17 protein-coding genes are annotated in these 21,100 nt (G+C 67.2%); 5 read left to right on the plus strand and 12 right to left on the minus strand.

What is annotated here, in order from left to right; genetic code table 11:
- Window positions 1-11 precede the first annotated feature (11 nt).
- From VF167_09805 to VF167_09845, 9 genes are all read right to left on the minus strand, one after another.
- Window positions 12-653: a c-type cytochrome gene (locus tag VF167_09805; GenBank protein ID HEX6925717.1), complete on the minus strand. Its 642-nt coding sequence runs from the start codon at window positions 651-653 to the stop codon at window positions 12-14.
- A complete protein-coding gene (locus VF167_09810; protein ID HEX6925718.1) occupies window positions 640-1,155 on the minus strand; it encodes a DUF3341 domain-containing protein in 516 nt (171 codons plus the stop codon). The genes VF167_09805 and VF167_09810 overlap by 14 nt, the downstream gene beginning before the upstream one ends.
- Window positions 1,152-2,579, minus strand: coding sequence for an NrfD/PsrC family molybdoenzyme membrane anchor subunit (gene nrfD / locus VF167_09815; GenBank protein ID HEX6925719.1), 1,428 nt, complete (start codon window positions 2,577-2,579; stop codon window positions 1,152-1,154). The genes VF167_09810 and nrfD overlap by 4 nt, the downstream gene beginning before the upstream one ends.
- 17 nt (window positions 2,580-2,596) lie before the next feature.
- Window positions 2,597-5,626: a molybdopterin dinucleotide binding domain-containing protein gene (locus VF167_09820; protein ID HEX6925720.1), complete on the minus strand. Its 3,030-nt coding sequence runs from the start codon at window positions 5,624-5,626 to the stop codon at window positions 2,597-2,599.
- 9 nt (window positions 5,627-5,635) lie between these two features.
- Window positions 5,636-6,322 (minus strand): cytochrome c3 family protein, encoded by a 687-nt coding sequence (locus tag VF167_09825; GenBank protein ID HEX6925721.1) that lies wholly within the window; start codon window positions 6,320-6,322, stop codon window positions 5,636-5,638.
- 271 nt (window positions 6,323-6,593) lie between these two features.
- On the minus strand, window positions 6,594-7,034 hold the full coding sequence (locus tag VF167_09830) for a CoA-binding protein (GenBank protein ID HEX6925722.1): 441 nt from the start codon (window positions 7,032-7,034) through the stop codon (window positions 6,594-6,596).
- Window positions 7,035-9,209, minus strand: coding sequence for a 3-hydroxyacyl-CoA dehydrogenase NAD-binding domain-containing protein (locus VF167_09835; protein HEX6925723.1), 2,175 nt, complete (start codon window positions 9,207-9,209; stop codon window positions 7,035-7,037). It abuts the gene before it with no gap.
- Window positions 9,210-9,417: 208 nt separating this feature from the next.
- Window positions 9,418-9,978 carry a transglycosylase SLT domain-containing protein gene (locus VF167_09840; protein ID HEX6925724.1) on the minus strand — a complete coding sequence of 187 codons (561 nt, stop codon included), beginning with the start codon at window positions 9,976-9,978 and terminating at the stop codon, window positions 9,418-9,420.
- Window positions 9,979-10,176: 198 nt separating this feature from the next.
- Window positions 10,177-10,563: a BON domain-containing protein gene (locus VF167_09845; protein ID HEX6925725.1), complete on the minus strand. Its 387-nt coding sequence runs from the start codon at window positions 10,561-10,563 to the stop codon at window positions 10,177-10,179.
- Between the two features lie 156 nt (window positions 10,564-10,719).
- On the opposite strand from VF167_09845, the gene VF167_09850 reads away from it, so the two are divergent.
- The 5 genes from VF167_09850 to dacB all read left to right on the plus strand — a co-directional run bounded on the left by VF167_09850 (window position 10,720) and on the right by dacB (window position 16,479).
- Window positions 10,720-11,457 carry a CPBP family intramembrane glutamic endopeptidase gene (locus VF167_09850; GenBank protein ID HEX6925726.1) on the plus strand — a complete coding sequence of 246 codons (738 nt, stop codon included), beginning with the start codon at window positions 10,720-10,722 and terminating at the stop codon, window positions 11,455-11,457.
- A 154-nt stretch (window positions 11,458-11,611) separates the two neighbouring features.
- Window positions 11,612-12,202, plus strand: a complete 591-nt coding sequence (locus VF167_09855) for a hypothetical protein (protein HEX6925727.1) — start codon at window positions 11,612-11,614, stop codon at window positions 12,200-12,202.
- 90 nt (window positions 12,203-12,292) lie between these two features.
- Window positions 12,293-14,392 carry a hypothetical protein gene (locus tag VF167_09860; protein HEX6925728.1) on the plus strand — a complete coding sequence of 700 codons (2,100 nt, stop codon included), beginning with the start codon at window positions 12,293-12,295 and terminating at the stop codon, window positions 14,390-14,392.
- Window positions 14,393-14,474: 82 nt separating this feature from the next.
- Complete coding sequence (locus VF167_09865; GenBank protein HEX6925729.1) at window positions 14,475-14,897, plus strand: hypothetical protein; 423 nt, start codon at window positions 14,475-14,477, stop codon at window positions 14,895-14,897.
- A 127-nt stretch (window positions 14,898-15,024) separates the two neighbouring features.
- A complete protein-coding gene (dacB, locus tag VF167_09870) occupies window positions 15,025-16,479 on the plus strand; it encodes a D-alanyl-D-alanine carboxypeptidase/D-alanyl-D-alanine-endopeptidase (protein HEX6925730.1) in 1,455 nt (484 codons plus the stop codon).
- 183 nt (window positions 16,480-16,662) lie between these two features.
- Here the strand turns inward: dacB and VF167_09875 are convergent, their stop codons facing one another.
- Genes VF167_09875 through polA form a run of 3 tightly spaced genes read right to left on the minus strand, consistent with a single transcriptional unit; the run spans window position 16,663 to window position 21,050 of the window.
- A complete protein-coding gene (locus VF167_09875) occupies window positions 16,663-17,208 on the minus strand; it encodes a metal-dependent hydrolase (GenBank protein ID HEX6925731.1) in 546 nt (181 codons plus the stop codon).
- Between the two features lie 6 nt (window positions 17,209-17,214).
- Window positions 17,215-18,231 carry an ATP-binding protein gene (locus VF167_09880; protein HEX6925732.1) on the minus strand — a complete coding sequence of 339 codons (1,017 nt, stop codon included), beginning with the start codon at window positions 18,229-18,231 and terminating at the stop codon, window positions 17,215-17,217.
- Entirely contained in the window at window positions 18,228-21,050 is a 2,823-nt protein-coding gene (gene polA, locus VF167_09885; GenBank protein ID HEX6925733.1) for a DNA polymerase I, read from the minus strand. Before polA ends, VF167_09880 begins: the two co-directional genes overlap by 4 nt.
- Window positions 21,051-21,100 lie beyond the last annotated feature (50 nt).

A 21,100-nucleotide genomic window follows, 5' to 3' on the forward strand; every position in this document is an offset into this window, starting at 1 on the left:
CTACAGCGAGCTCAGGGCTCCACTGCCGCCGTATCGGTCTGTCCGTTCGCCCCGGCACCCGGAGCGGCTGCCTGCGCCGAGCCGCCGGCGCCCCCCCCGCGCTGCAGCGACCGCACGTACTCCACCACGGCCCAACGATCGGCGTGCCCCAGCTTCTCCCCGTAGGGCGGCATGAGACCACGGCCGACGGTCATGACGGCGTAGATGTAACCGTCCGAGCGGGTGAGCGCGGTTCCGGTGTTCAGCGGGGTTGCCATCGGGAACTTGCCCGGACCGATCACCGTGCCGTCCCCCGCACCGCCAGGACCGTGGCACACGGCGCACTGCGCCGCGAACAACGCCTCACCGCGGGCGAGCACCTCCGGCGTCGCCTGGCCGGCGTAAGGATTCACCAGCGTAGCCGCTACCGAGTCGAGCTGGGCCTGCGTGAACGGAGCCGGCGGAGGGCCGAGCTCCGAGGCGACCGGCACCGAGTTCTCGGCCGGCAGGCGGGGCATCTCGTAGGGGTCGTAACCGACGCCGGGGCGCATGGTCGCGAGCGCCGGGAAGTTCCCCCAGAAGTAGTCGAGGTCGTAGCCCGCCCAGTCGGTGCACCCCGAAAGCAGCACCGGAGAGAGAAGGGCCGCCGCGAAGATCCGTCTAACCCTGGTCAAGGAGAACCTCCTCCGACCCGCTTTCCGTGAGAATGTTCTGCACCTCTTCGAAGTGCTCCGGCGCCACGTGGACGAAGACCCCGAAGCGGTCCCCGCTGAAGGAGGGGTGGTAGATCCCCTCCGATCGCCCGAGCCGCGGCAGCCGGGAGGTCAGGAACAACCCCGCAACCGTGGAGAGGGCGCCAATCAGCACCGTGACCTCGAACATGATCACGGTGAAGGCAGGGATCGCCACGATCTCCTTGCCGCCCACGATCAGGGCCCAGTCCAGTGAGGCCCAGGTCGCGAGCCAGGTGCCCGCAGCGGTCCCCGCGAACGCACCCATGAGGGTGTAGATCCGCACCGCACTCTCCGGCGGGTCCAGTGCCTCCTCGAGCTCGTGCCGGGGAGTCGGCGAATACACCGTCAGCGGATAACCCTTTCGGCGAAGACTCTCCACCGCGTGGGTGGCGGTGTCCAGGTAGGGGAAGACCCCCAGAACACCGGTCCGTGGTCTGCTCATCGACGTTCGAATTCCTTGTATCCGGTCGGCAGCTCCTCCACCAGCCGCTCACGCTCATCGTGCTCCACGTGCTCCGGCTGCTGGCGGCTCATCGGAGGCGGCAGGATCTCCTTGATCTCCGCGATCGACAGACCCGGCAGGAAGCGCAGGAACAGCAGGAACCACATGAAGAACCAGCCGAAGCTACCGAGCAGGATGGCCGCCTCGGTCATCCCCATGTGGTAGTTCAGGAACTTCCACGGCTCGTAGGAGTGGGCGAGCGAGGGGACGATGATGACGAAACGCTCGTACCACATCCCGATGTTCACGATGACCGAGATGAGGAAGAACGCGTTCAGATTCCGGCGGATCTTGGGGATCCAGAGCAACTGCGGGATGATCGCGTTGAACGTGATCATCGACCACCCGGCCCACCAGTACTGCCCTACCACGCGATCCCAGAAGACGTCGCGCTCGAAGAGCTCGCCGGAGTACCAGGCCATGAAGTACTCCGACCCGTACGCGTAGCCGACGACCAGCGAGGTCAGGATGAGCAGCTTCGCCAGCCGGTCGAAGTGGAGGTCGGTGAGGTACGCCTCCAGGCGGAAGACCTTTCGCACCGGCACCGCGATCGTCACCACCATCGCCACGCCGGACAGGATCGCGCCGCCGACGAAGTAGGGTGCGAAGATGGTGGTGTGCCAACCGGGCACGATCGACACGGCGAAGTCCCAGGACACGACCGAGTGCACCGAGAGCACCAGCGGCGTCGCGAGCGCGGCCAGGAAGAGGTACGCCCGCATGAAGTTCTTCCACTCGCGGTCGGTCCCCCGCCAGCCCATCGACAGTGCGGCGTACACCTTCTTCCGCCACGGCACCGTGGTGGAATCGCGCGCCGCGGCGATGTCGGGGATCAACCCGATGTAGAAGAAGACGGTCGACACCGTGAGGTACGTCGTGACCGCAAAGACGTCCCAGAGTAGCGGCGAGCGGAAGTTCGGCCAGATGTGCCGTTCACTCGGCAGCGGCAGCAGCCAGTAGAAGAACCAGGGACGCCCGATGTGGATGATCGGGAAGAGCGCCGCGGTGATCACCGCGAAGACCGTCATCGCCTCGGCGAAGCGGTACACGGCCTGCCGCCAGGGAGCCCGGAACAGGTACAGGATCGCCGAGATCAGCGTGCCCGCGTGACCGATACCGACCCAGAAGACGAAGGTGGTGATGAACGTTCCCCACCCCGACGGGTTGGTGATTCCCGCGAATCCGATTCCCCAGATGATCTGCGCCAGGAAGGCGACGACTGCCAGCCCGACGAGAGCGATGGACATTCCCAGCAGCGCCAGGTAGCCCTTCCCCGGCGTCGTGAGGAGTCGCATCGTATCCCGGTTGACGTCCGCGTAGCCGCGAACCTCGGGATGGAAGACGGACCTGAGTTCAGTGGCCATCGTGCTTTCCTGTCGTATCAGTGAGCCTCGGCAGCGGCACCCGCCGGCTCAGCGTGGTGGCCGCCCTGCGCGGGCTCATGGAGCGTGACCTTTTTCAGATAGACGATCGCCGGCTGCGTGTTCAGCACCTCGAGCGCACGGTAACCCCGCGGCGACGCAGCCGCCTGCGCGACCCGGCTGTTCGGGTCCGCGATGTTGCCGAAGACGAAGACTTCGGTCGGGCAGGTCTGCGCGCACGCTGGCACGATCTCCCCGTCGGCGACAGTGCGGTTCTCGCGGGCGGCCCTATGCTCCGCCTCGCGGATGCGCTGCACGCAGAAGGTGCACTTCTCCATCACCCCCTTGTCGCGCACCGTCACATCCGGGTTGAGCTGCCAGTTGAGCGGCTCCTGGAACTCGTACGTCCACCAGTTGAAGACGCGGACCTTGTACGGGCAGTTGTTCGCGCAGTAGCGCGTGCCGACGCAGCGATTGTAGACCTGACCGTTGAGCCCGTCGGGCGTGTGATACGCCGCGTAGACCGGGCACACCGGCTCGCACGGCGCGTTGCCGCAATGCTGGCAGAGCATCGGCAGGAAGCGGACGTCGTCGGTCGCCGTGTCGGTCAGCGCCTCCTCCGGATCCCTGCCCACTCCGTAGTACCGCTCGATGCGCAGCCAGGCCAGGTCGCGGCCGCGCTTGACCTCCTTCGGCCCCACCACCGGAATGTTGTTCTCGGCCTGGCAGGCGATGACGCAGGCGGAGCAGCCGATGCACCGGGACAGGTCAATGACCATCGCCCAGCGTGCGGCGCCCTCCACGTATTCGCCATAGCGGCTCTCGATGGGGGGATAACCGGTCGGCGAAGGATCCACCTCGACGGGGGCAAAACCGCCGCCTCCTCGCAGCGCTTGGATCGGCTGGGTCTCCGGCACCGGTTCGGTCTCGAGCTGTGCGAGCTGGGCGAGCGAGACGGCCTGGGCGATCTCGCGATCGTGCTGCACGCGCACGCCCTGCTCGAACAGCCCCGGACCGGCCTCCCAGCCCAGGTTGCGCGGCGGGCCGCTCACCCGCGTCACGCTCACCTGCGTTCCGTACTGCGCCAGCGCACCACTCCCCGCGTCCACCGTGCCGGGAAGAAGGACGTTCGGGTTCACCCCCACTCCCTCCGTCCAGCGCCCGAAGGCGTCGTGCCCGAGTCCGGTCTGAATGGCGACCACATCGGGACGAAGGCCCGGGTAGACGTATGCGAAGGTGCGCAGCGACCCGTACGGCGAGGTCACTTCGACCACGTCGCCCTGCTCGATTCCCAGTTCCCTTGCGGTGCGGGGGTGGAGCTCCACCCAGGAGTCCCACGGGACCTTGGTCAGCGGGTCGGGAAGCTCGAGCAGCCAGGGCCGGTTCGCCGTCCGGCCGTCGTAGAACCGGTACGACGGGTAGACCACCAGGTGGAGCTGCCCATTCCCGGCGGCGGGAGTCGCCGCGCCGGCGGGGGGCTCCTGCGCGGGCGCGGCGGCACCCTGCGTGGCGGCCGTCACTGCCGCACCTGCGGCCGGCGCCCCAACACCGCCCGTGCCGGAGCTGGCAGCCCCGGCAGCGAGATTGGTGGCCGCAGCCTGCTCGCCCGTCGCTGCAACCGCCGGGAAGCTTCCGCCGCGGCGTACTGCGTCGCGCCAGGCCTCCACACCGGCAGCCACGCCGCTCCAGCGGGCGCGCAGGAAGTCGTAGTAGGTGGATGCGCCGCCGCCGATATCCGTTCCCAGCTCGCGGGCGACGGAGAGCAGCACGTCTCCCGCCTGCTTGGTGTTGAACACCGGCCGCATGGCAGGCTGCACCAGGTTCACCACCCCCGGCTCGGGCGAGTAGTCGCCCCAGGCCTCGAGGAAATGGTGCTCGGGGAGAACCATGGTGCACAGCGCCGCGGTCTCGTCCGGGAAGGCCGAGAAGGAGACGCGGACCGGCACCTGCTGGAAGGCCTCCGCAAAGCCGACGGCGGCCGGGAGGGTGTAGACCGGGTTCGGCGCGTCGACGAGAATCACGTCGACCAGCCCGGAGCGCATCTGATCGACCAGCTGCAGGATCTGCTGCCCCGTGCCGGTGGCAGTCGGCGCTCCGCCGCCGAGTGCGGCGATCGCGGAGCGCAGCTGGGTGGTGTCCGCGCTGGTGAGGGCGGCGCCCGGCCCGATGGCCACGCCGTTCCCCTGCTGGAACTCGGCGACGAGCTCCTGGATTACCCCCTGATCCACCTCCGTCTGCTGCGCCGCGGTGGCGGGATCGACGGTGCCAGCCAGAGCCTGCGCCAGGATGTGCTCGGTCCCCGGTCGCGGGGCGATCCACTGGTCCGCGTTGAGCCCCGTGAGCGGGCGGTGCGGCCCGACCCACACGAACTTGCCACGCTGACCCTGCCGGATGGCCCTCATCTGGGCGAACTGCCAGGCGTAGTCGACCGGAGAGCCCCAGGTCTCCAGGAAGTCGGCGCCGAAGGAGACCAGCACGTTGGCCGAGCTGAAATCGAGCCCGCGCGGTTGGTCGGCCCAGGGATCGTAGATTACCCGCCGAGCGCCCGTGGCCGCCACGAAGGCGTCGACCAGCGCGTCCATGGTGCCACCGTAGCGCTGCGTCAGGAAGACGACGCGACCCGGCCCGCGCTGCGTGCTCTCCTGGATTCGCTCGGCGAGCAGGCGCTCGGCCGTGCTCCAGGTGACGTTGGTGTCGACGACCGAGCTTTCGCGGACAATCGGGTTACGGTAGCGATCGGGATGGTAGAGACCCTGCACCGAGGCCTGACCCCGAGCGCAAAGGTTGCCGTGCGAGATGGGATGGTCCGGGTTCCCCTCTACCTTGGTGACGCGCCCTTCGTGTGTCTCGACCAGGATGCCGCACCCGGCAGGACATTCGCGGCAGGTGCTCGCGTACCACGTCGGCACCCCCGGAACGATGTCCTCCGAGGGGATCACGTACGGGATCAGCCGCTCGACCTCTCCGGTCGAGCAGCCCACGGTCGCGGCCCCGGCGCCGGTGGCACCGAGAACCTTCAGAAAGTCCCGCCTCTTCAGACCGTCAGACATTCGATCTCCTTAATAATGGCAGACCACGCAGTCGGTGGACGCCCGCTGTTCCGGATATGCCCCCTGGAACCCGCCGAGATCCTCGCCCGCTGAGGCGAACTGCGTCAGCTTGCGAATGAAGGACGAGCGCTCCTGGACTCGCTCTTCTTCTGCCGCGGAGAGTTCCGTCTCGCCCCGGTGACAGTCGATGCACCAGCCCATCTGCAGCGAGGAGAACCGGTAGACCTCCTCCATCTGCTCCACCGGGCCGTGGCAGGTCTGGCACTCCAGCCCCACGTTCACGTGCACGCTGTGAGGGAAGCGGACGTGCTCGGGGAGCTTGTGGACACGAACCCAGGGAATGGCCTCCTGGCGCCGCCAGTACTCCACCAGCTTCGTGGCTTCGGCATTCCACAGAGAATCACGCTCCGCGGTCGGGAAGCCGAGCTGGGCCTGCGCCGGAGGAGTTACGGAGCTCCCCGGAACGTGACAGCCGACGCACACGCGAACGGCGGGAATTCCGGCGTCCACGGAGCGGTCGGCTGTGTAGTGGCAGTACGCGCAGGGAATCTGATTGTCGCCAGCGTGTACGCTGTGCATGAACAGGATGGGTTGCTCCGGCGCGCTGGCGGCCGTCTGCGCGCCCGGCCCACGACACCCGGCGATGGCGAGCACCACGAGCGCCATCACACCGGAACCGATAAAAGCTCTGATCATGTCAAGCGTTCGGCTATCCGCAATCGACCTGGAAAAGATGCGCGATCATGCGCTCGCCCGCCCCGCCCGGCGCTACGCCGGCCGGGGCCGTTGAGCATCGGGCTTCGCGACGCCGGCCGCGGGCGGCGCGAAAACACCCCCATATAACACGGCTCCCGGCGGACTGCAATACGGGGAATCCCCTACAGCGTCCGCGCGGGAGCCGCTTCCTATCCGGCCCCTCAAGTGTTAAGCGATTGCGGTCGCGCCACCTGCGACGACCAGCCCGCCGCTATCTCAGGCGGCGATGATCGACCATGGCGCAACGATCCTGGACGACCTTGATTCCGGCCCGGGCGAGCTGCTGCGCCGCCTCGTCGTTCCTGATCCCGGCCTGCATCCACACCGCGGTCGGTCTCGCCTCCAGCAGGTCGGGCACGTGTGGCGGCACGTCCTGCGACCGACGGAAGACCACCACCAGATCGACTTCCCCCGGGATATCCGCAACCCTGCGATAGACCAGCTCGCCCAGGATCTCGGTAACCTCGGGATAGTAGACCGGCACGGGAACGATCTCGTAGCCGACGCGCTGGAGATACTCCGGTACGTAGTAGGCTGGCTGTCCGTCCTGCCTGTCCGTCTTGATTCCGAGAACGGCGATCCGCCGGGCGTCACGCAGCACGGACAGGGCACCGGCGGTGTCCTCGATGAGGTTCGCGCGCCAGGGCTCCATTCAGCCCCCTTCCCCCGCCCGATCATGGAACCGCCCGCCGGTCTCCGCCTTCTCCACCAGCAGGGTCGCGGGTGCAAAGCGCGCCCCGTGCGCCCGCTCCAGGACGCGGAGCCGCCCCACGATGGTCGATGCGCCCACCTGGTCGATGTACCAGAACGGGCCACCGCGGAAGGGCGGGAAGCCAATCCCCATCACCGCGCCCACGTCGCCGTCGCGGGCGCTCCGCAGCACGCCGTCCTCCAGACAGCGCACCGCCTCGTTCAGCATTCCCAGGGCGAGTCGCTCCTGGATCTCGGTCAGGTCGAAACGGCGGCGCGCCCGCTCCCCTATCAGCCCATACACGGTTCCGTCGGGCCCCTTTTTCTTCCCCTCGGCGTACTGGTAGAATCCGCGGCCATTCTTTCTGCCCAGACGCCCATCCTCTACCAGCCGAGGCACCACCCGGTTGGGGGTCATCCGTTCCTCGAACGCCTCCTGCAGGATCTGCCCGGACTTGAGCGCCACGTCCAGCCCCACCTCGTCGAAGAGGGTGATCGGACCGACGGGGAATCCCCAAGCCGTCATCGCCTCGTCCACCTCGTCGATCGCGGCCCCCTCCTCCAGCAGCAGAGCCGCCTCGTTCATGTAAGGGCCGAGGATACGATTGACGTAGAAGCCGGGGCCGTCGTTGACGATGATGGGAGTCTTGCCGATCCGCTTCGCCCAGCGATGGCTGGTGGCCGCCACCACACCGTCCGTCTGCGAGGTCACGATGATCTCCAGCAGCGGCATCTTCTCGACGGGCGAGAAGAAGTGCAGCCCGATCACGTTGCCCGGCCGTTCCACTGCTTCCGCCAGCTTCGCGATGGGGATGGTGGAGGTATTCGAGCCCAGCACCACGTCGTCGCGACTCGCGCTCTCGATCTCCCGCAGCACCCGGTGCTTCAGCTCGATATCCTCGAACACTGCCTCGACTACCAGGTCGGCGGTGCCGAAGCCCGAGTAGTCGGTGGTTGCCTCCATCCGATCGGTGAGAGCGACGATCTCGTGCTGCGGCCGGCGACGTTTCTGGGCCCGGCTGGCGATGCTGCCCACCGCGTTCTTCAATCCTCGCGCGGCGGCTTCCGGGGTCACATCCTTCAGCCGGACCCGCAGGTCGTTCTCGGCGCAGACGACGGCGATCCCCGCTCCCATGAAGCCCGCACCCACAACGGCGACGCGCTCGACGGGCCGGGGCTCAGGATTGCCGGGGAGCTGCGGGTCGTTCTTGGCGGCCGTACTGGCGAGGAAGACGTGGGCCAGAGCGCGGGACTCGGGTGTGACGCTCAGCTCCCCGAAGGCGCGCGCCTCCAGATCCAGCGCCTTCTCCAGGGGCTGGTCGAGCCCCCGTGAGACCACGTCGAGGATCTTCAGGGGCGCAGGATAGAGCCCCCGAGTCTTCTGCAGCACCCCTGCGCGCGCCCTGCGGAAGATGACCGCCCGCGCGCCGGGGAGATTCTCCATCCACAGTGGCGACCCCTTCGGCCGCCCCGGCCGCGGGCGCTTCCGGCCCGCCGCCAGATCTCTGGCGACCTCGGCCGCAATCCGTTCCAGTGCTGCGGCGGGAACCACTTCGTCCACCAGGCCGATGCGGCGGGCACGCTTCGCGTCCAGCTGTCTGCCCGTGAGCATCAGGTCCAGCGCGGGGGCCAGACCGATTAGCCGCGGCAGACGCTGGGTCCCACCCGCGCCCGGCAGCACTCCCAGCTGCACCTCGGGAAGGCCTAGCTTGGTCCTGGGTGAATCGGTGGCGATGCGGTACGTGCAGGCGAGGGCCACCTCGAGACCGCCGCCCAGCGCCGCGCCGTCGATGGCGGCGACCACCGGCATCCGCAGGCCCTCGAGCCGGCCCAGCAACTCGTGGCCGGTTCGACTCAGCCGCTCGCCGTCGGTGGGGGAGGTGAGCTCGGCGAATTCCTCTATATCCGCGCCCGCGATCCAGACGCCTGGCTTGCCCGAGATCAGGATGGCCGCGCGGGCCTCGCTCTTTTCCAATTCGGAAAGCGCCGCGGCGAACGAGGCGATCAGCGATCTCGAGAGCACGTTCACCGGCCGGCCCGGCAGATCCAGGCGGATCCAGGCGAGTTCATCCTCGATGCGGATCTCCACCCCTTCGGCTTTCTCGGCCACCTTCGGGTTTCCCTCCGTCGTCACCATCCCAACGTCCTCCGTCGCAGAGCTGAATGGGTTGCGGTCCCTGAGGAGAGTGCACCTGACGAGAGTGAGGGAGGCAGACAGCCGACGCGTCAGGCGCCAGTGAGGTTGCTCAGCGATGCCCGCCCGGCTGCTGGCTCCTGGCTCCCATAATCCCCCAAACCCAGCCGCCGCACCGACCCCGCAAGAAGCCCGCCGATCTACTTGGCGTTCAGCGCAGCAGCCCGTCGCCCGTATGCAGTAGCCCGTTGCCAGTGTACGGAGGAACACCACCTCCCGAGAGGATACGCTCGGCGTAGCCGTTTGCCGGGTCCTCGCCCCGCTCGCGCAGGCGGGCCACGGTGCCAGGGCCGCGGTTGTAGGCGTGCAGCGCTTCCTTCACGTCGCCGTCATAGGCCTCCAGGAGCCAGCGGAGATAGCGGAAGCCGAGGCGCAGGTTCGTGTGCCGCTCGAAGATCTCATCGCGGGTGATGCCGGGCTGCAGGGAAGCGGCGGTGGCGGGCATCAACTGGGTGAGACCCAGCGCGCCCGCCGGGCTCACCGCGCGCTCGTTGAACTGGCTCTCGACGCGCACCAGTCGAAAGCCAAGCTCGGGGTCGATCCCTTCGGCCACCGCCGCCCGTTCGATATCCGAGGCGAGCTGGAGGGAGACCCCGTATTCGAGGGCGTACCGCGCCGTTGCCAGGCGGCGAAGCTCGGCCCTTCGACTGGCGGCCATCGCCTCGGAGAGTACGCCCAGCGCGCGATCGAAAGTCAGGCGAAGGGGAGGCACGGCGTATACGAACAGCCCGGCCAGCAGCAGCGCGGCACCCGCCTGTAGCAGGCTTCTGCCTGGACGCGCATTGCTTCGCCGCTTTCGAGGCGGTTTTCGGCGCGGCGCTCGATATCGAAGGATAGCCGTTGGCCGCATGCCAGTCGCCTTCGGCCGCACCTTTCCTCGCGTTCCCTTCGCCGCCATGCCCGGGATCCCTCAAGGTCCGCCGACGATGAAGCTCGAATCCGGCCGTGGCGCCAGGCAGCGAACGTCGCGCTTCCCTCTCTCGATCTGCAGGTAGTCCACCACGGTGACCACTCCGGACACCAGCCCGGCGTTGGTGAGGGCGCACTGCCAGGCACCCATCCCCTTCACCGAGCCGTGCAGCATCACTGTTCTTCCCACCACCTCCACCCGGATCGAGGCCTCGTCCAGCTCGGGCTCGGCCGCCAACCGCGCCATCACCTCCGCCCGGATACGCTCGTCCTGAGAGCGGTCGATGGGTGGCGGCGGAGGACGCAACCCGCACGCGCCGATCGTCGCCAGCAGGGTGAACAGAAGCGCCAGGAGGCGCGGCGGAATCGGTCGAGATCGGCTCGGCATTCGTACGGGGCTCTGAGAGAAGTCTGCGGGGTAATTTGCAATCGCAGCGCCAGCATCGGGACCGGAAATTCGCGAAACCCCGCCACACGCCGCAACGTAGTCCGTCCGACGGCCCGGGCAACCATCGCCGCTTACACGGAATCTTTCTCTTCGGAGATGAAAGAATACTTCCGGCTGACGCGCACGCTCAGCTACTCGCTCCTGTTCGCGCTCCCACTGCTCCTGCTTTACGAGCTGGGGACGCTATGGGTTGCCGGGTCGGACCCCCATGCGCTGCGCAACGGGGCCGACGTCCTGCTGCGATCACTCTTCGCGGCGGGGGGTCTGCAGGGGACCGCGACCTTCACCGGCGCGCTAGTCGCCGTCGCGCTGCTGCTGATCCTACTCGAGCGAAGGCGCCAGCGGGTGCCGCTACGGGCGGCGACGTTCGGCGGGATGGCCGTCGAGAGCGTGGTCTACGCCCTCCTGTTCGGGGTGGTCGTCGGGACGATGACGACATGGATGCTGGGAGGCATGGGATTCCGCCTGGCGGCCTGGGAGGGAGGGCTCGACCGGCTCAGCGTGTCGCAGGGGATTGTCCTGTCGCTCGGGGCGGGTGTCTACGAAGAGCTGGTCTTCCGCGTTCTGCTGGTTGGGGGCCTGTGGGCGCTGTTCCGCTCGAGCGGCCTGCAACCCGGGCGCTCGGGCGTTTTCGCGGCCCTGCTGGCGGCGCTGATCTTTTCGGCTTTCCACTACATCGGACCGTATGGCGATCAGTGGGCGCGCACGTCCTTCCTCTTCCGCTTCCTGGCCGGCCTAGCCTTCAGTGCCTTGTTCCTGCTGCGGGGGTTCGGGATCACAGCGTGGACCCACGCCCTCTACGACATCTTCATCTTCGCATCCCGCGGCATCTGAGCCAGCGGGGGGATTGGCCGCCTTCCGATTTACCGTTCCTTCCAGGTCGGATCATTGAAGTACCAGAGGGGTAGCTGTCTCCCCTAGTACGCGCCGGCTACAAACGTTTCGACAGACCGGGGATCCGGCGTCCCCCAGGTGCCCAACTCAAACGATGAATCAGCGAGGAATCAAGAAAGCTTTCCGCTCTGCGGCTGTCCTCTCGATCTTTGCCCTCGGCGCGTGCGATGACGACGGCACGGGGCCCGGCCTTGGCCTCACCCCGGAAGACGTAGCCGGTGTCTATGAGATCTGCACCCTGACCTTCGACCCGGCGGGCACGATCGTGCCCCCGATCGACATCCTTCAGACCTTCGAGTTCCCCGGAGGCGTGCGCAATCCGCAGCTCGGCCTCGACCCCAATTCACAGCAGACCTTCGAGTTGACCTTCATCCCCAAGGGGCAGGTTACCGATCGGGAACTGCGCGGCACCTACCGAATTCGAGGCGCGACCACGGTCGAGCTGCGTTTCAATGCCTCCGGCGTGGATCCCAAGACCTTGCTGATTCCCGAGAACCGGCAGCTCAGCTTCGAGTTCCAGGCGAGCCCGCTGCGGCTCTGGACGGAAGGCTCTGCCGAGTACACAGTCACCCGGGAGGCGTACGTGGCACTCTCGGACCTGGATCCCGATGAACTGAAGAACCTGCAGGCGACCATCTCCGGGGTGCTGATCGCGGACTTCCGCTCGGACGGCTGCGGCGGCTGAGTAGAAAGGCAACGATGGCGCGGTCACAGAGGCCCGAGCCCCGGCCCGGGCCTCTGTGCTTTCGCGAGATGCGGCGCTATGATTGGCCTCATGATGCGCCTCCTTCTATCCGTCCTCGCCCTGCTCGCGGCCGGAGTCGCACCGGTGTGCGCCCAGGAGCCTCTTTCCGCGGCGGCTGACACCGCCTGGAACTCACCGCGGGCGCTCGAGCTGATCCATCGAGCCCAGGCCCGGCGGGCGGCCGCGAACGCCGACAGCGGCCTGTCCAGCTACCGCGCCGACGCGCGCATCTACGTCTACTTCTACCTCGACCGGCGGGACACGGGCGAGCGCAATCTGGTCAAGACCGACCAGCTCGCCCTGGAGGTATTCTGGCAGTCCCCCGACCAGACGAAACAGCGGATCGTGGGATGGCGCGACGAGAAGTCCCTCCCTACGAACATCCGCTACCACCTGGATCACCTCACGGTGGTGCAGGAGAATTTCGGCGACGAGATCCGCCTCGGCGACGGAGACGAGGTGATCGGGGTGGTGCACCCTGCCGCGCCGGGGGCGGAGGAGGTCTACGAATATCGGCTGGCGGATTCCCTCACCCTCCGCCTCCCCGGGGCACCGGAGCCCGTCCGGGTTTACGAGCTACAGGTGCGGCCGCGGGACCTCTCCAGCCCCGGGTTCGTCGGCTCGGTCTTCGTGGATCGTCGCGCGGGCGACATCGTGCGCATGGATTTCACCTTCACGGCATCCTCGTACGTCGACCGCTACCTGGATTACATCAACATCTCGCTCGACAACGGGCTCTGGCAGGGGCGGTACTGGCTGCCGAACCAGCAGCGGGTGGAGATTCGCAGGCGCATCCCGGAGCTGGACATACCGGCGGGATCGGTCATCCGCGCGAACATGCGCATCAGCAACTACCGGTTCGACGAGCCGATGCCACCCGGCTTCTTCGCCGGAGATCCGGTAGTGGCACTGCCCAGGGCACAGAGGGAGGCGTTTCCATTCGAGCAGGACATCCACGCGGAGGTACGGGAGGAGGGAATCGGGCCGCAGGCCGAGCTCAGCGAGATCCGAGCACTGGCGACGGAGCTGCTGCGGGAGGAGGCGCTGCGGCGTTCGGCGAAGCTCCGCCTGCAGGTCGGGGGTGCGTCGGACGTGCTACGCCACAACCGGGCCGAAGGGCTGGTCCTGGCGGCGGGCGCGGTGATGAGCCCGGTGCCTGGCTTGCGGGCAGCGGGACGCGCGGGTTGGGCGTTTGGCCCCTCACACGCGCCGGCGTCGCTCACCCTCTCCAGCCTGGCCGGGCCCACCACCGTGTCGCTGGAGCTGTACCGCAGGACGCCGAGAGACCTGGGCGTGGGCCCGGTGGGCTCCGGGGCCATGAACACCCTCGCCTCCGTTCTCGCGGGGAAGGACTATACCGACCTCTTCTACGCCACGGGGGCCGCACTCTCGCTGCGGTACCCGCTTCCGCCGAACTGGCAGGTTGCCGTGACCGGCCGGGCAGAGCGTCACCGCTCTGCCGCCCTCACCTCCGACTTCTCGGTCTTCGGTGAGCCGCGGCCGGTGCGGAGCATCGACCCGACCGACCTGATGCTCGCCGGTCGCGTGGAGCTGGAGCGAATCCCCGGGGCCGAGTCGAAGCGCTGGCTGGCCGTGAAGCTGGCCGCGGATTTCGGCCGGATGGAACCCCTCACCGGATCCACGGCCGATGAGCTGGGTGTCGAGCCCGCGTACTTGAAACCGACCGCGCAGCTGGAGTGGGGCCGCCGGTGGCTCGCACGCGACGCGGAGCTGCGAATGAGGCTGAGCGCCGGCGCGGCATTTGGTGACCTACCGGTGCAGGAGGTCTACCTGCTGGGAGGGAAAGGGACGATTCCCGGCTATCCCTTTCGGCGCTACGCCGGAGAGCAGTTCTTCGCCGCCGGTGCCGAGTATGCCTGGAGCCTGTGGCAGCCGTGGATCCGGGGTCGGCTGCTGGGCGCCGTGGGCTGGTCGGCCTTCCCCGGAGGAGAGTCGTCCCTGCAGGCGCGGGTGGCCGCACCGGAGACGGGCAACGTGCTTCCCAGTCTGGGCGTGGGCGTCGGCCTGTTCCACGACATTCTCCGGGTGGACGTGGCGCGGGGTCTGGGCTCGTCCGGTGAGTGGGAGCTGATCGTCGAGGCGAACCCCGGCTTCTGGGACTTTCTCTGAGCCTTCACCTGGCACCCCTCTTGCTCGACCGGGGTGAGTCGGTCGGTGAGCCGTACGCCTTCTTCTTCCCCTTCTGGCACCCATGGCGCTCCACCTCTTCAGCACCCCCGTACAGTGCTCGCATTGCGGCACGGTGGTGGACGATCCGACGCTGGATAAGTGCCCCAACTGTGGCAACCTCCTGAAGGAACGACGAACCCCGAGCCGACTCGCTGGAGTACCACGCCGCTATGGGCAGTTGCGTTTCCTGCTGGGAACGCTTCGTTTCCTTGGAGTGATCGTGATCGCCATCGGTCTCCTCACTTTCATTCTGGGCGAGGAGGACACCATGGCCCGCCTCACGAGCCTGCTGGCGGCCGCACTGATCACCGCCGGCCTCTTCGTCGTCGCGGCTTTCATGGAGATCATGCTCGACGTGGAAGAGAACACCCGAGCCAGCTTCCGCTTACAGCAATTGTTGCTGGAGGCGGTCCAATCCGAAGGAAGCCGCCGCAATACTCCCTGACCCTCCGTCGTGAAGGGCACGGGAGGTGCGAATTTCCTGAACCCGATGATCGGAGTGCATCCCGGGCGACGGCGCAGGGCGCCGCCGCTACGATGATCGCGTTCGTAGATCCCACGCTACTTCAAGGATGAAGTCCGGACTCTGCCTCTTGACCGGCCTGGCCACGGCCGTCCTGCATTCGCTTCCGACAGCCGCCCAGCCGGCGCCGGTCGCACCACCACTTCAGAGCCAGGCCGAGGCGCTGGTTGCCAAGGTAGGGGGGCGCTGGGGCGTGCTGGCCTGGTCGATCGACGGGAACCGCACGCTCATCTCCATCAATCCCAACGAGCTCTTCATTCCGGCCTCGAACAACAAGGTCTTCACCTCCATCTGGGCCCTGGACCTCTTCGGCCCGGATCACCGCTTTGCGACCGAGCTCCTGATAACCGGGCCGATCGAGAACGGCGTGTTGCGGGGGGACGTGGTGATACGGGGATCGGGTGATCCCTCGTTCGGCTATCCGGAATTCACCACCGATCCGATGGAACCGCTGCGGATCATGGCCCGGGCGCTCGCGCAGCGCGGGGTGCGCAGGGTGGAAGGCGACGTCGTCGGCGACCCCTTCGCCTTCGACACCCTCCTGGTGGGAATCGCCTGGCCGCGAGACACCGGCGGCGGGTCCGCTTATTACGCTCCCCGGGTAAGCGGATTACCGTTTCATCGTAACGTCATCTCGATCCGCGCCGTCGCTGGTAGCGGAGGAGCCACGATCGAGCTGAGCCCGCCCGTGGAGGTAGTCCCGGTGCGTTCCCGGAGGAGTGGGGGGCGGGCGTATGCGGTGCGGGCGCCCGACAACGACACGATCGAGGTGCGGGGCGCCGTTTCGGGAAGGTCGACCCTGTACCGCGTCGGCGTGTTGAGGCCGGCGCTGATGACGACCGACGCGCTGAGGGTGGCATTGAACGAGGCCGGCATCGAAGTCGCCGGCCAGCCGCGGATCGGGCGCACCCCGGAAGACGCGCGGCTGGTCCACCGTCACCTCTCGCTTCCGCTCTGGATGCTCATCCGCAAGATGAACAACGAGTCGGACAACTTCTTCGCGGAGCACGTCTTCAAAGCGGCTGTGCGGGAGGCGATCGGAGTCGGCAGCTACTTCAGGGGAGGGCCCGCATCTGCCCTGCACTTCCACGAGGTCGCCGGGATACCTCTGGGCGAACTGTACCAGATCGATGGTTCGGGGCTGTCCCTGTACAACCGGGCATCGCCCAACGCCATGGTCAGGGCGCTGATCCACGCCCACAACGCTCCCTACAGCGACGCATTCCACGCGTCCCTCGCCCTGGCCGGCGAGCGCAGCGGAACACTAAGGCGGCTCTTCACTGGCAGCCCCGCGTCCGGCAACCTCCACGCCAAGACAGGCTACATCAATGACGTACGCACCCTCTCGGGCTACGTCACCGCGGCGAACGGAGAGCTGATCGCCTTCTGCTTCTTCTACAACGGCCGAGGGACGTCGCCCGCCCGCGGCGTGCAGATGGAGCTTGGCAACCTGCTCGCTTCGTACGGCGGCGCAGTCTCCGCAGCGGAAGCGAGTACCGAGTGAAGGACAACTGTCAGGACATCTCTGACACCGGCAAGTGCCGCAAGATCGTAGAGACGTCCTCGTCGTCCCCAGGCGCTTCACCTGCCATTTGCTCGCCATTTCTCAGCGAGTGAGAAATGGCGAATCGACAGGAAGCACTGCTCGGGACTCGCCCATCTTGCCCACCGCGCCACAGCGATGGGTTCAGCGTCCCCACCAGCCCGTGATGGTCCTCAGCGCCTGCGCCCAGCCGAAGAGGACGAGGAAGAAGATCGCGCCCACCAAGGTCTGCTCTAGCAGTGCAAGGAAAACGTGCGGTTCGAAAAGGCTGAGTGCCGCCTGCACCGCCCCGTGGCCCTGCTGAAAAGGTACGGTTGGAAAGACCCGGGCGATGGCGTCCGGCTGGTTCAGCGTGAGCGGCCAGCCCAGCAGTACGTTCGTGCGCCCGCGGTCGTCGAGAAGGTCTACCAGCAAGTGTGAGCCGTAGCCGGCCCCCGCGAGGATCCCCCACCCCTGTCCGGCCACTGCCCCCAGCAGCGAAACGACGATCACCGCCAGCGCGCTGTGGGTGAATGTGCCGTGATAGCCGCCGCTTCTGCCCAGCAGTAGCCCAAGGATGATGTCGAGGTCGGGGCTCGCGGCCAGAGAGCCCGCGATCAACCAGGATCGCCAGCGCGGCAGCGGCGAGGCCACGCGAACCAGCTCGGCCATCCCGGCACCGACCAGGAAGTGAGCGGGAGGGAACGCCACGGCGACTCAGGGACGCTCGACCGACGAGCGCAGCAGCGTCGTCAGGTGGGCGATCAGCACTTCGACAACTGCGAGGGTCGGACGCACACGCGGCTCACCCGCGTCATCGGTGTAGCGGCCGACCCGCCCGGGTAGGTAGGTCTCCGGGAAGAAGCTTCCGGCCCAGCGATCCACGTCTTCCGACGTCATCTCGTTGCTCAGCTCGATGCGGACTTCGGAGCCATCATCGTGCTGTGTGGCGCCCCCCAGCCCTCCGATCGGCTGCTCCCGCCGGGCCAGCTCCGCCGCCTTCCGGCGCAGGACGATCGAGGTACGGATCTCCTCGTCGCGCGCCTCTGAGGTCGGCAGCTCGTAACGGACCACCACATCCGCACGCTGCGCCTGCGGCACCACGAACTCCTTCGAATCGAGCAGGTGTTGAACAATCTGGTTCAACACCTCCGCCTCGGTGTAACCGCGCGTCTGTACGTCACGCCGCAGCTTCCAGCGGAAGAGCAACTCCGGCTCCGGCTGGAGGAAGACCGAGAGGTCGTACATTGCCTGCAGCTCGTCGTTGGGAAAGCCCAGCAGTCCCCGAACGACGACGATCTCCCGCGGCTCGATCGGACGGATCGGTCCGAAGGTGCCGTCCGCGTGCTCGTAGGTCCGATTGCGAATGGTGCGCCCGCTACGCAGCAGGCGCAGGTGCTCCTGCATGAGCGAGAGGTTGTGCACCGCGGGATTGAGCGCGGTCATCCCGCGTTGCGCGCGCTCCTCGCGCGTGTAGCGGTGGTAGTCGTCCAACCTCAGGTCGGTGACGCGCCCGGGGCCCAGCAGCAGGGTGACCGCATCGGCCACCGTGCTCTTCCCGCTTCCCGAGTCACCGACGATGGCGATCAGGCGGGGGCGGCGCTCTTCCGAAGGGTCGGCTTCCGCGGACGCCTCTTGCGACTCCACGGCGATCGTACGGGCTACCGAGGGCGTAGGGGCGTGCAGGGGAGCGGCGTTGACCCGCATTGCTGCGGAATCATTGGGTTTGCTCATTTGCATTCAAGCCAGTTCATCCCGACGCCGGTCTCCACCCGGAGCGGGACGGAGAGCTCGGCAGCCGACTCCATCCGCTCGCGCAGGATCTCCAGGGTCCGTTCCTCCGCGCCGCGTTCCGCCTCCACCAGCAGTTCGTCGTGGACCTGGAGGAGCATTCGCGCGGGAACGCCCTCCTCGCGGAAGGCGCGGTGGATCTCGATCATCGCCATCTTGATCAGGTCCGCGGCCGTACCCTGGATCGGCGCGTTGGTAGCCACGCGCTCGCCGAACGAGCGGATGTTGTAGTTGCGCGAGCTGATCTCCGGGATGTAGCGGCGGCGTCCGGTCAGGGTCTGGACGTAGCCCTGCTGGCGCGCCAGCTCGATCTGCGAATCGAGATATTTGCGAACGCCGGGGAAGCGCTCGAAGTAGCGATCGATGAACTCGCGTCCCTCTGCGTTGCTGACGCCCAGCTGCTGCGACAGCGAGAAGGAGCCGATCCCGTAGATGACGGCGAAGTTCACCGTCTTCGCCCGGTCGCGCATCTCGCGCGTGACCTGTTCCGGCTCCACTCCGAAGATCAGCGCCGCGGTCTGGCGGTGGATGTCCTCGCCCCTGCGGAAGGCATCCACGAACGCCGGGTCGCCCGAGTAGTGGGCGAGGATGCGCAGCTCGATCTGCGAGTAGTCCGCCGAAACGAATACATGGCCTTCGGCGGGGATGAACCCACGGCGGATCTCCGCGCCGACCTCCGTGCGGATCGGGATGTTTTGCAGGTTTGGATCAGCCGACGAGAGCCGACCCGTAGCCGCCACGGTCTGGTTGAACGAGGTGTGCAGCCGTCCCGTCTCCGGGTTGACCTGTCGCGGCAACGCGGTGACGTAGGTTGATTGCAGCTTGTCCAGCTGCCTGTACTCCATCAACAGGATCGGCAGCTCGTATCCCTGCGCCGCCAGCGCTTCCAGCACCGACGCGTCGGTGGAGGGGCCCGTCTTGGTGCGCCGGATCACCGGCAGCTTCAGCCGCTCGAAGAGAATCTCCCGGAGCTGCGGGTTCGAGTTGATGTTGAAGGTGGTACCCGCGACTTCGTGGATACGCTGCTCCAACACGGCCAGCTGCGAGGCGAGCTTGACGCGCAGCTCCTCGAAAAACTCCTCGTCGATGCGGATCCCCGCCCACTCCATCTCCGCGAGCACCTCTACCAGCGGCATCTCGATCCGGCGGAAGAGGTCCTCGAGCTTCAGCTCGTGCAGTTGCGGCGCGAAGAGCTCGGCGAGCTGGAGGGCGATGTCTGCGTCCTCGCAGGCATAGTCGCGACAGCGTTCGAGCTCTACTTCGGCGAAGGTGACCTGGTTCTTGCCCTTCCCCAGGAGCTCTTCGTAGCTGATGGTCCGGTGGTCGAGGTGCTGCAGCGCCAGGCCGTCGAGGCTGTGCTCCCGGCGCCCCGGATCGAGGAGGTAGCTCGCCACCATGGTGTCGAAGTCCAACCCCCGCAGCTGAATTCCCGCCCGCCGGAGAACCAGTAAGTCGTATTTCAGGTTCTGGCCGACCTTGGCGATCCCGGGGTCTTCCAGCACCTCGACCAGGGCTTGCAGCTCGTCAGATAAAATTGGCGGCAGGTTCAGCGATGGCTCTTCGAGCGGTTGCGAAAACAGCGACGGCTCCCCGCCGCGCCCGCCACCTCCGGAAGCATGCACGGTCTGACGGGCGTCTTCCGCCGCGTTCGCCGCTCGTCGCACGTGTCCGAAGGGAAGGTAGTAGGCCTCACCAGGCTGCAAAGCGATGGAGATCCCGACGAGGTCCGACCGGATCGGATCCGAAGTCGTTGTCTCCGTGTCCAGCGCGATCCGCCCGAGTGAGCGGATCCGTTCCACCAGCTCAGCCACCTCCGCCGGGGATTGCAGCAAGCGGTACGAAACCTCGCGCCTCGTCTCGCTCGGCTGGGGCGCGGCATAGTCGCGGACGAGGGAGTTGAACTCCAGGGAGAGAAACAGCTCGCGCAGTCTATCCCTGTCCGGTTCCTGCCGCCGCAAGCTGTCCAGGTCCAGCTCGATCGGCAGGTCCGTCCGGATGGTGACGAGTTGCTTCGAGAGCAGTGCCTGCGGGGCGTTCGCCAGCAACGCCTCGCGCGGCCGCTTCCCCGGGATCTCTTCGGCCCGGCGGACGATCTCCTCCACCGGTCCGAACTTCTCGATGAGCTGGATAGCAGTCTTCGGCCCGATGCCCGGAACCCCCGGTACATTGTCGGAGCTGTCACCGATCAGGCCGAGATAGTCGACCACCCGCTCGGGCGGCACGCCGAGTCGCTCGTGGGCGTTGTTGACGTCGACCCACTCCTCGTCCACCGCCGCCGGTCCACCACGACCCGGATTGAGCAGGCACACCCCGTCCTTGATCAGCTGATAGAAATCCTTGTCGCCGGAGACGATCACCGTCTCGACCCCGACTTCACCCGCCTTGCGGGCGAGCGTTCCGATGACGTCGTCCGCCTCATAGCCGGGCAGCTCGAGAACGGGGATGTGGAAGGCGTCGATGATGTCCCGCACGCGCGGCAGCGACGCCTCCAACTCGGTCGGCATCTTCTCCCGCGTAGCCTTGTAGTCGGGATAGATCTCGTGCCGCTCGGAGGTGCCGGCGTCAAAGACCACGCCGAAATAATCCGGGTCGTGCTCCTCGATGATCTTGAGCAGGAACTTGGTCACCCCCCACGCTGCCGAGGTGTTCTCGCCGCGCGAGGAGATCAGCGGCTTGGAGATGAAGGCGAAGAACGCGCGGTAGATCAGCGCGTACCCATCGACCAGGTAAAGACGCGGCCGGGTTTTCTCGGGGAGTTGCAAAGCGCTACGGTGACGGTCGGAGAAACTGCGTCGGCGCGTCGAAAGCGCCT

Source organism: Longimicrobiaceae bacterium (genome assembly GCA_036375715.1).
GTDB lineage: Bacteria > Gemmatimonadota > Gemmatimonadetes > Longimicrobiales > Longimicrobiaceae > DASVBS01.

Bases quoted from the DNA above. Each gene is read 5' to 3' on its own strand.
- VF167_09810 (HEX6925718.1), bottom strand. From the start codon at position 1,155: ATGAGCAGACCACGGACCGGTGTTCTGGGGGTCTTCCCCTACCTGGAC.
- nrfD (HEX6925719.1), bottom strand. From the start codon at position 2,579: ATGGCCACTGAACTCAGGTCCGTCTTCCATCCCGAGGTTCGCGGCTAC.
- VF167_09820 (HEX6925720.1), bottom strand. From the start codon at position 5,626: ATGTCTGACGGTCTGAAGAGGCGGGACTTTCTGAAGGTTCTCGGTGCC.
- VF167_09825 (HEX6925721.1), bottom strand. From the start codon at position 6,322: ATGATCAGAGCTTTTATCGGTTCCGGTGTGATGGCGCTCGTGGTGCTC.
- VF167_09830 (HEX6925722.1), bottom strand. From the start codon at position 7,034: ATGGAGCCCTGGCGCGCGAACCTCATCGAGGACACCGCCGGTGCCCTG.
- VF167_09835 (HEX6925723.1), bottom strand. From the start codon at position 9,209: ATGGTGACGACGGAGGGAAACCCGAAGGTGGCCGAGAAAGCCGAAGGG.
- VF167_09845 (HEX6925725.1), bottom strand. From the start codon at position 10,563: ATGCCGAGCCGATCTCGACCGATTCCGCCGCGCCTCCTGGCGCTTCTG.
- VF167_09850 (HEX6925726.1), top strand. From the start codon at position 10,720: ATGAAAGAATACTTCCGGCTGACGCGCACGCTCAGCTACTCGCTCCTG.
- VF167_09855 (HEX6925727.1), top strand. From the start codon at position 11,612: ATGAATCAGCGAGGAATCAAGAAAGCTTTCCGCTCTGCGGCTGTCCTC.
- VF167_09860 (HEX6925728.1), top strand. From the start codon at position 12,293: ATGATGCGCCTCCTTCTATCCGTCCTCGCCCTGCTCGCGGCCGGAGTC.
- VF167_09865 (HEX6925729.1), top strand. From the start codon at position 14,475: ATGGCGCTCCACCTCTTCAGCACCCCCGTACAGTGCTCGCATTGCGGC.
- dacB (HEX6925730.1), top strand. From the start codon at position 15,025: ATGAAGTCCGGACTCTGCCTCTTGACCGGCCTGGCCACGGCCGTCCTG.
- VF167_09880 (HEX6925732.1), bottom strand. From the start codon at position 18,231: ATGAGCAAACCCAATGATTCCGCAGCAATGCGGGTCAACGCCGCTCCC.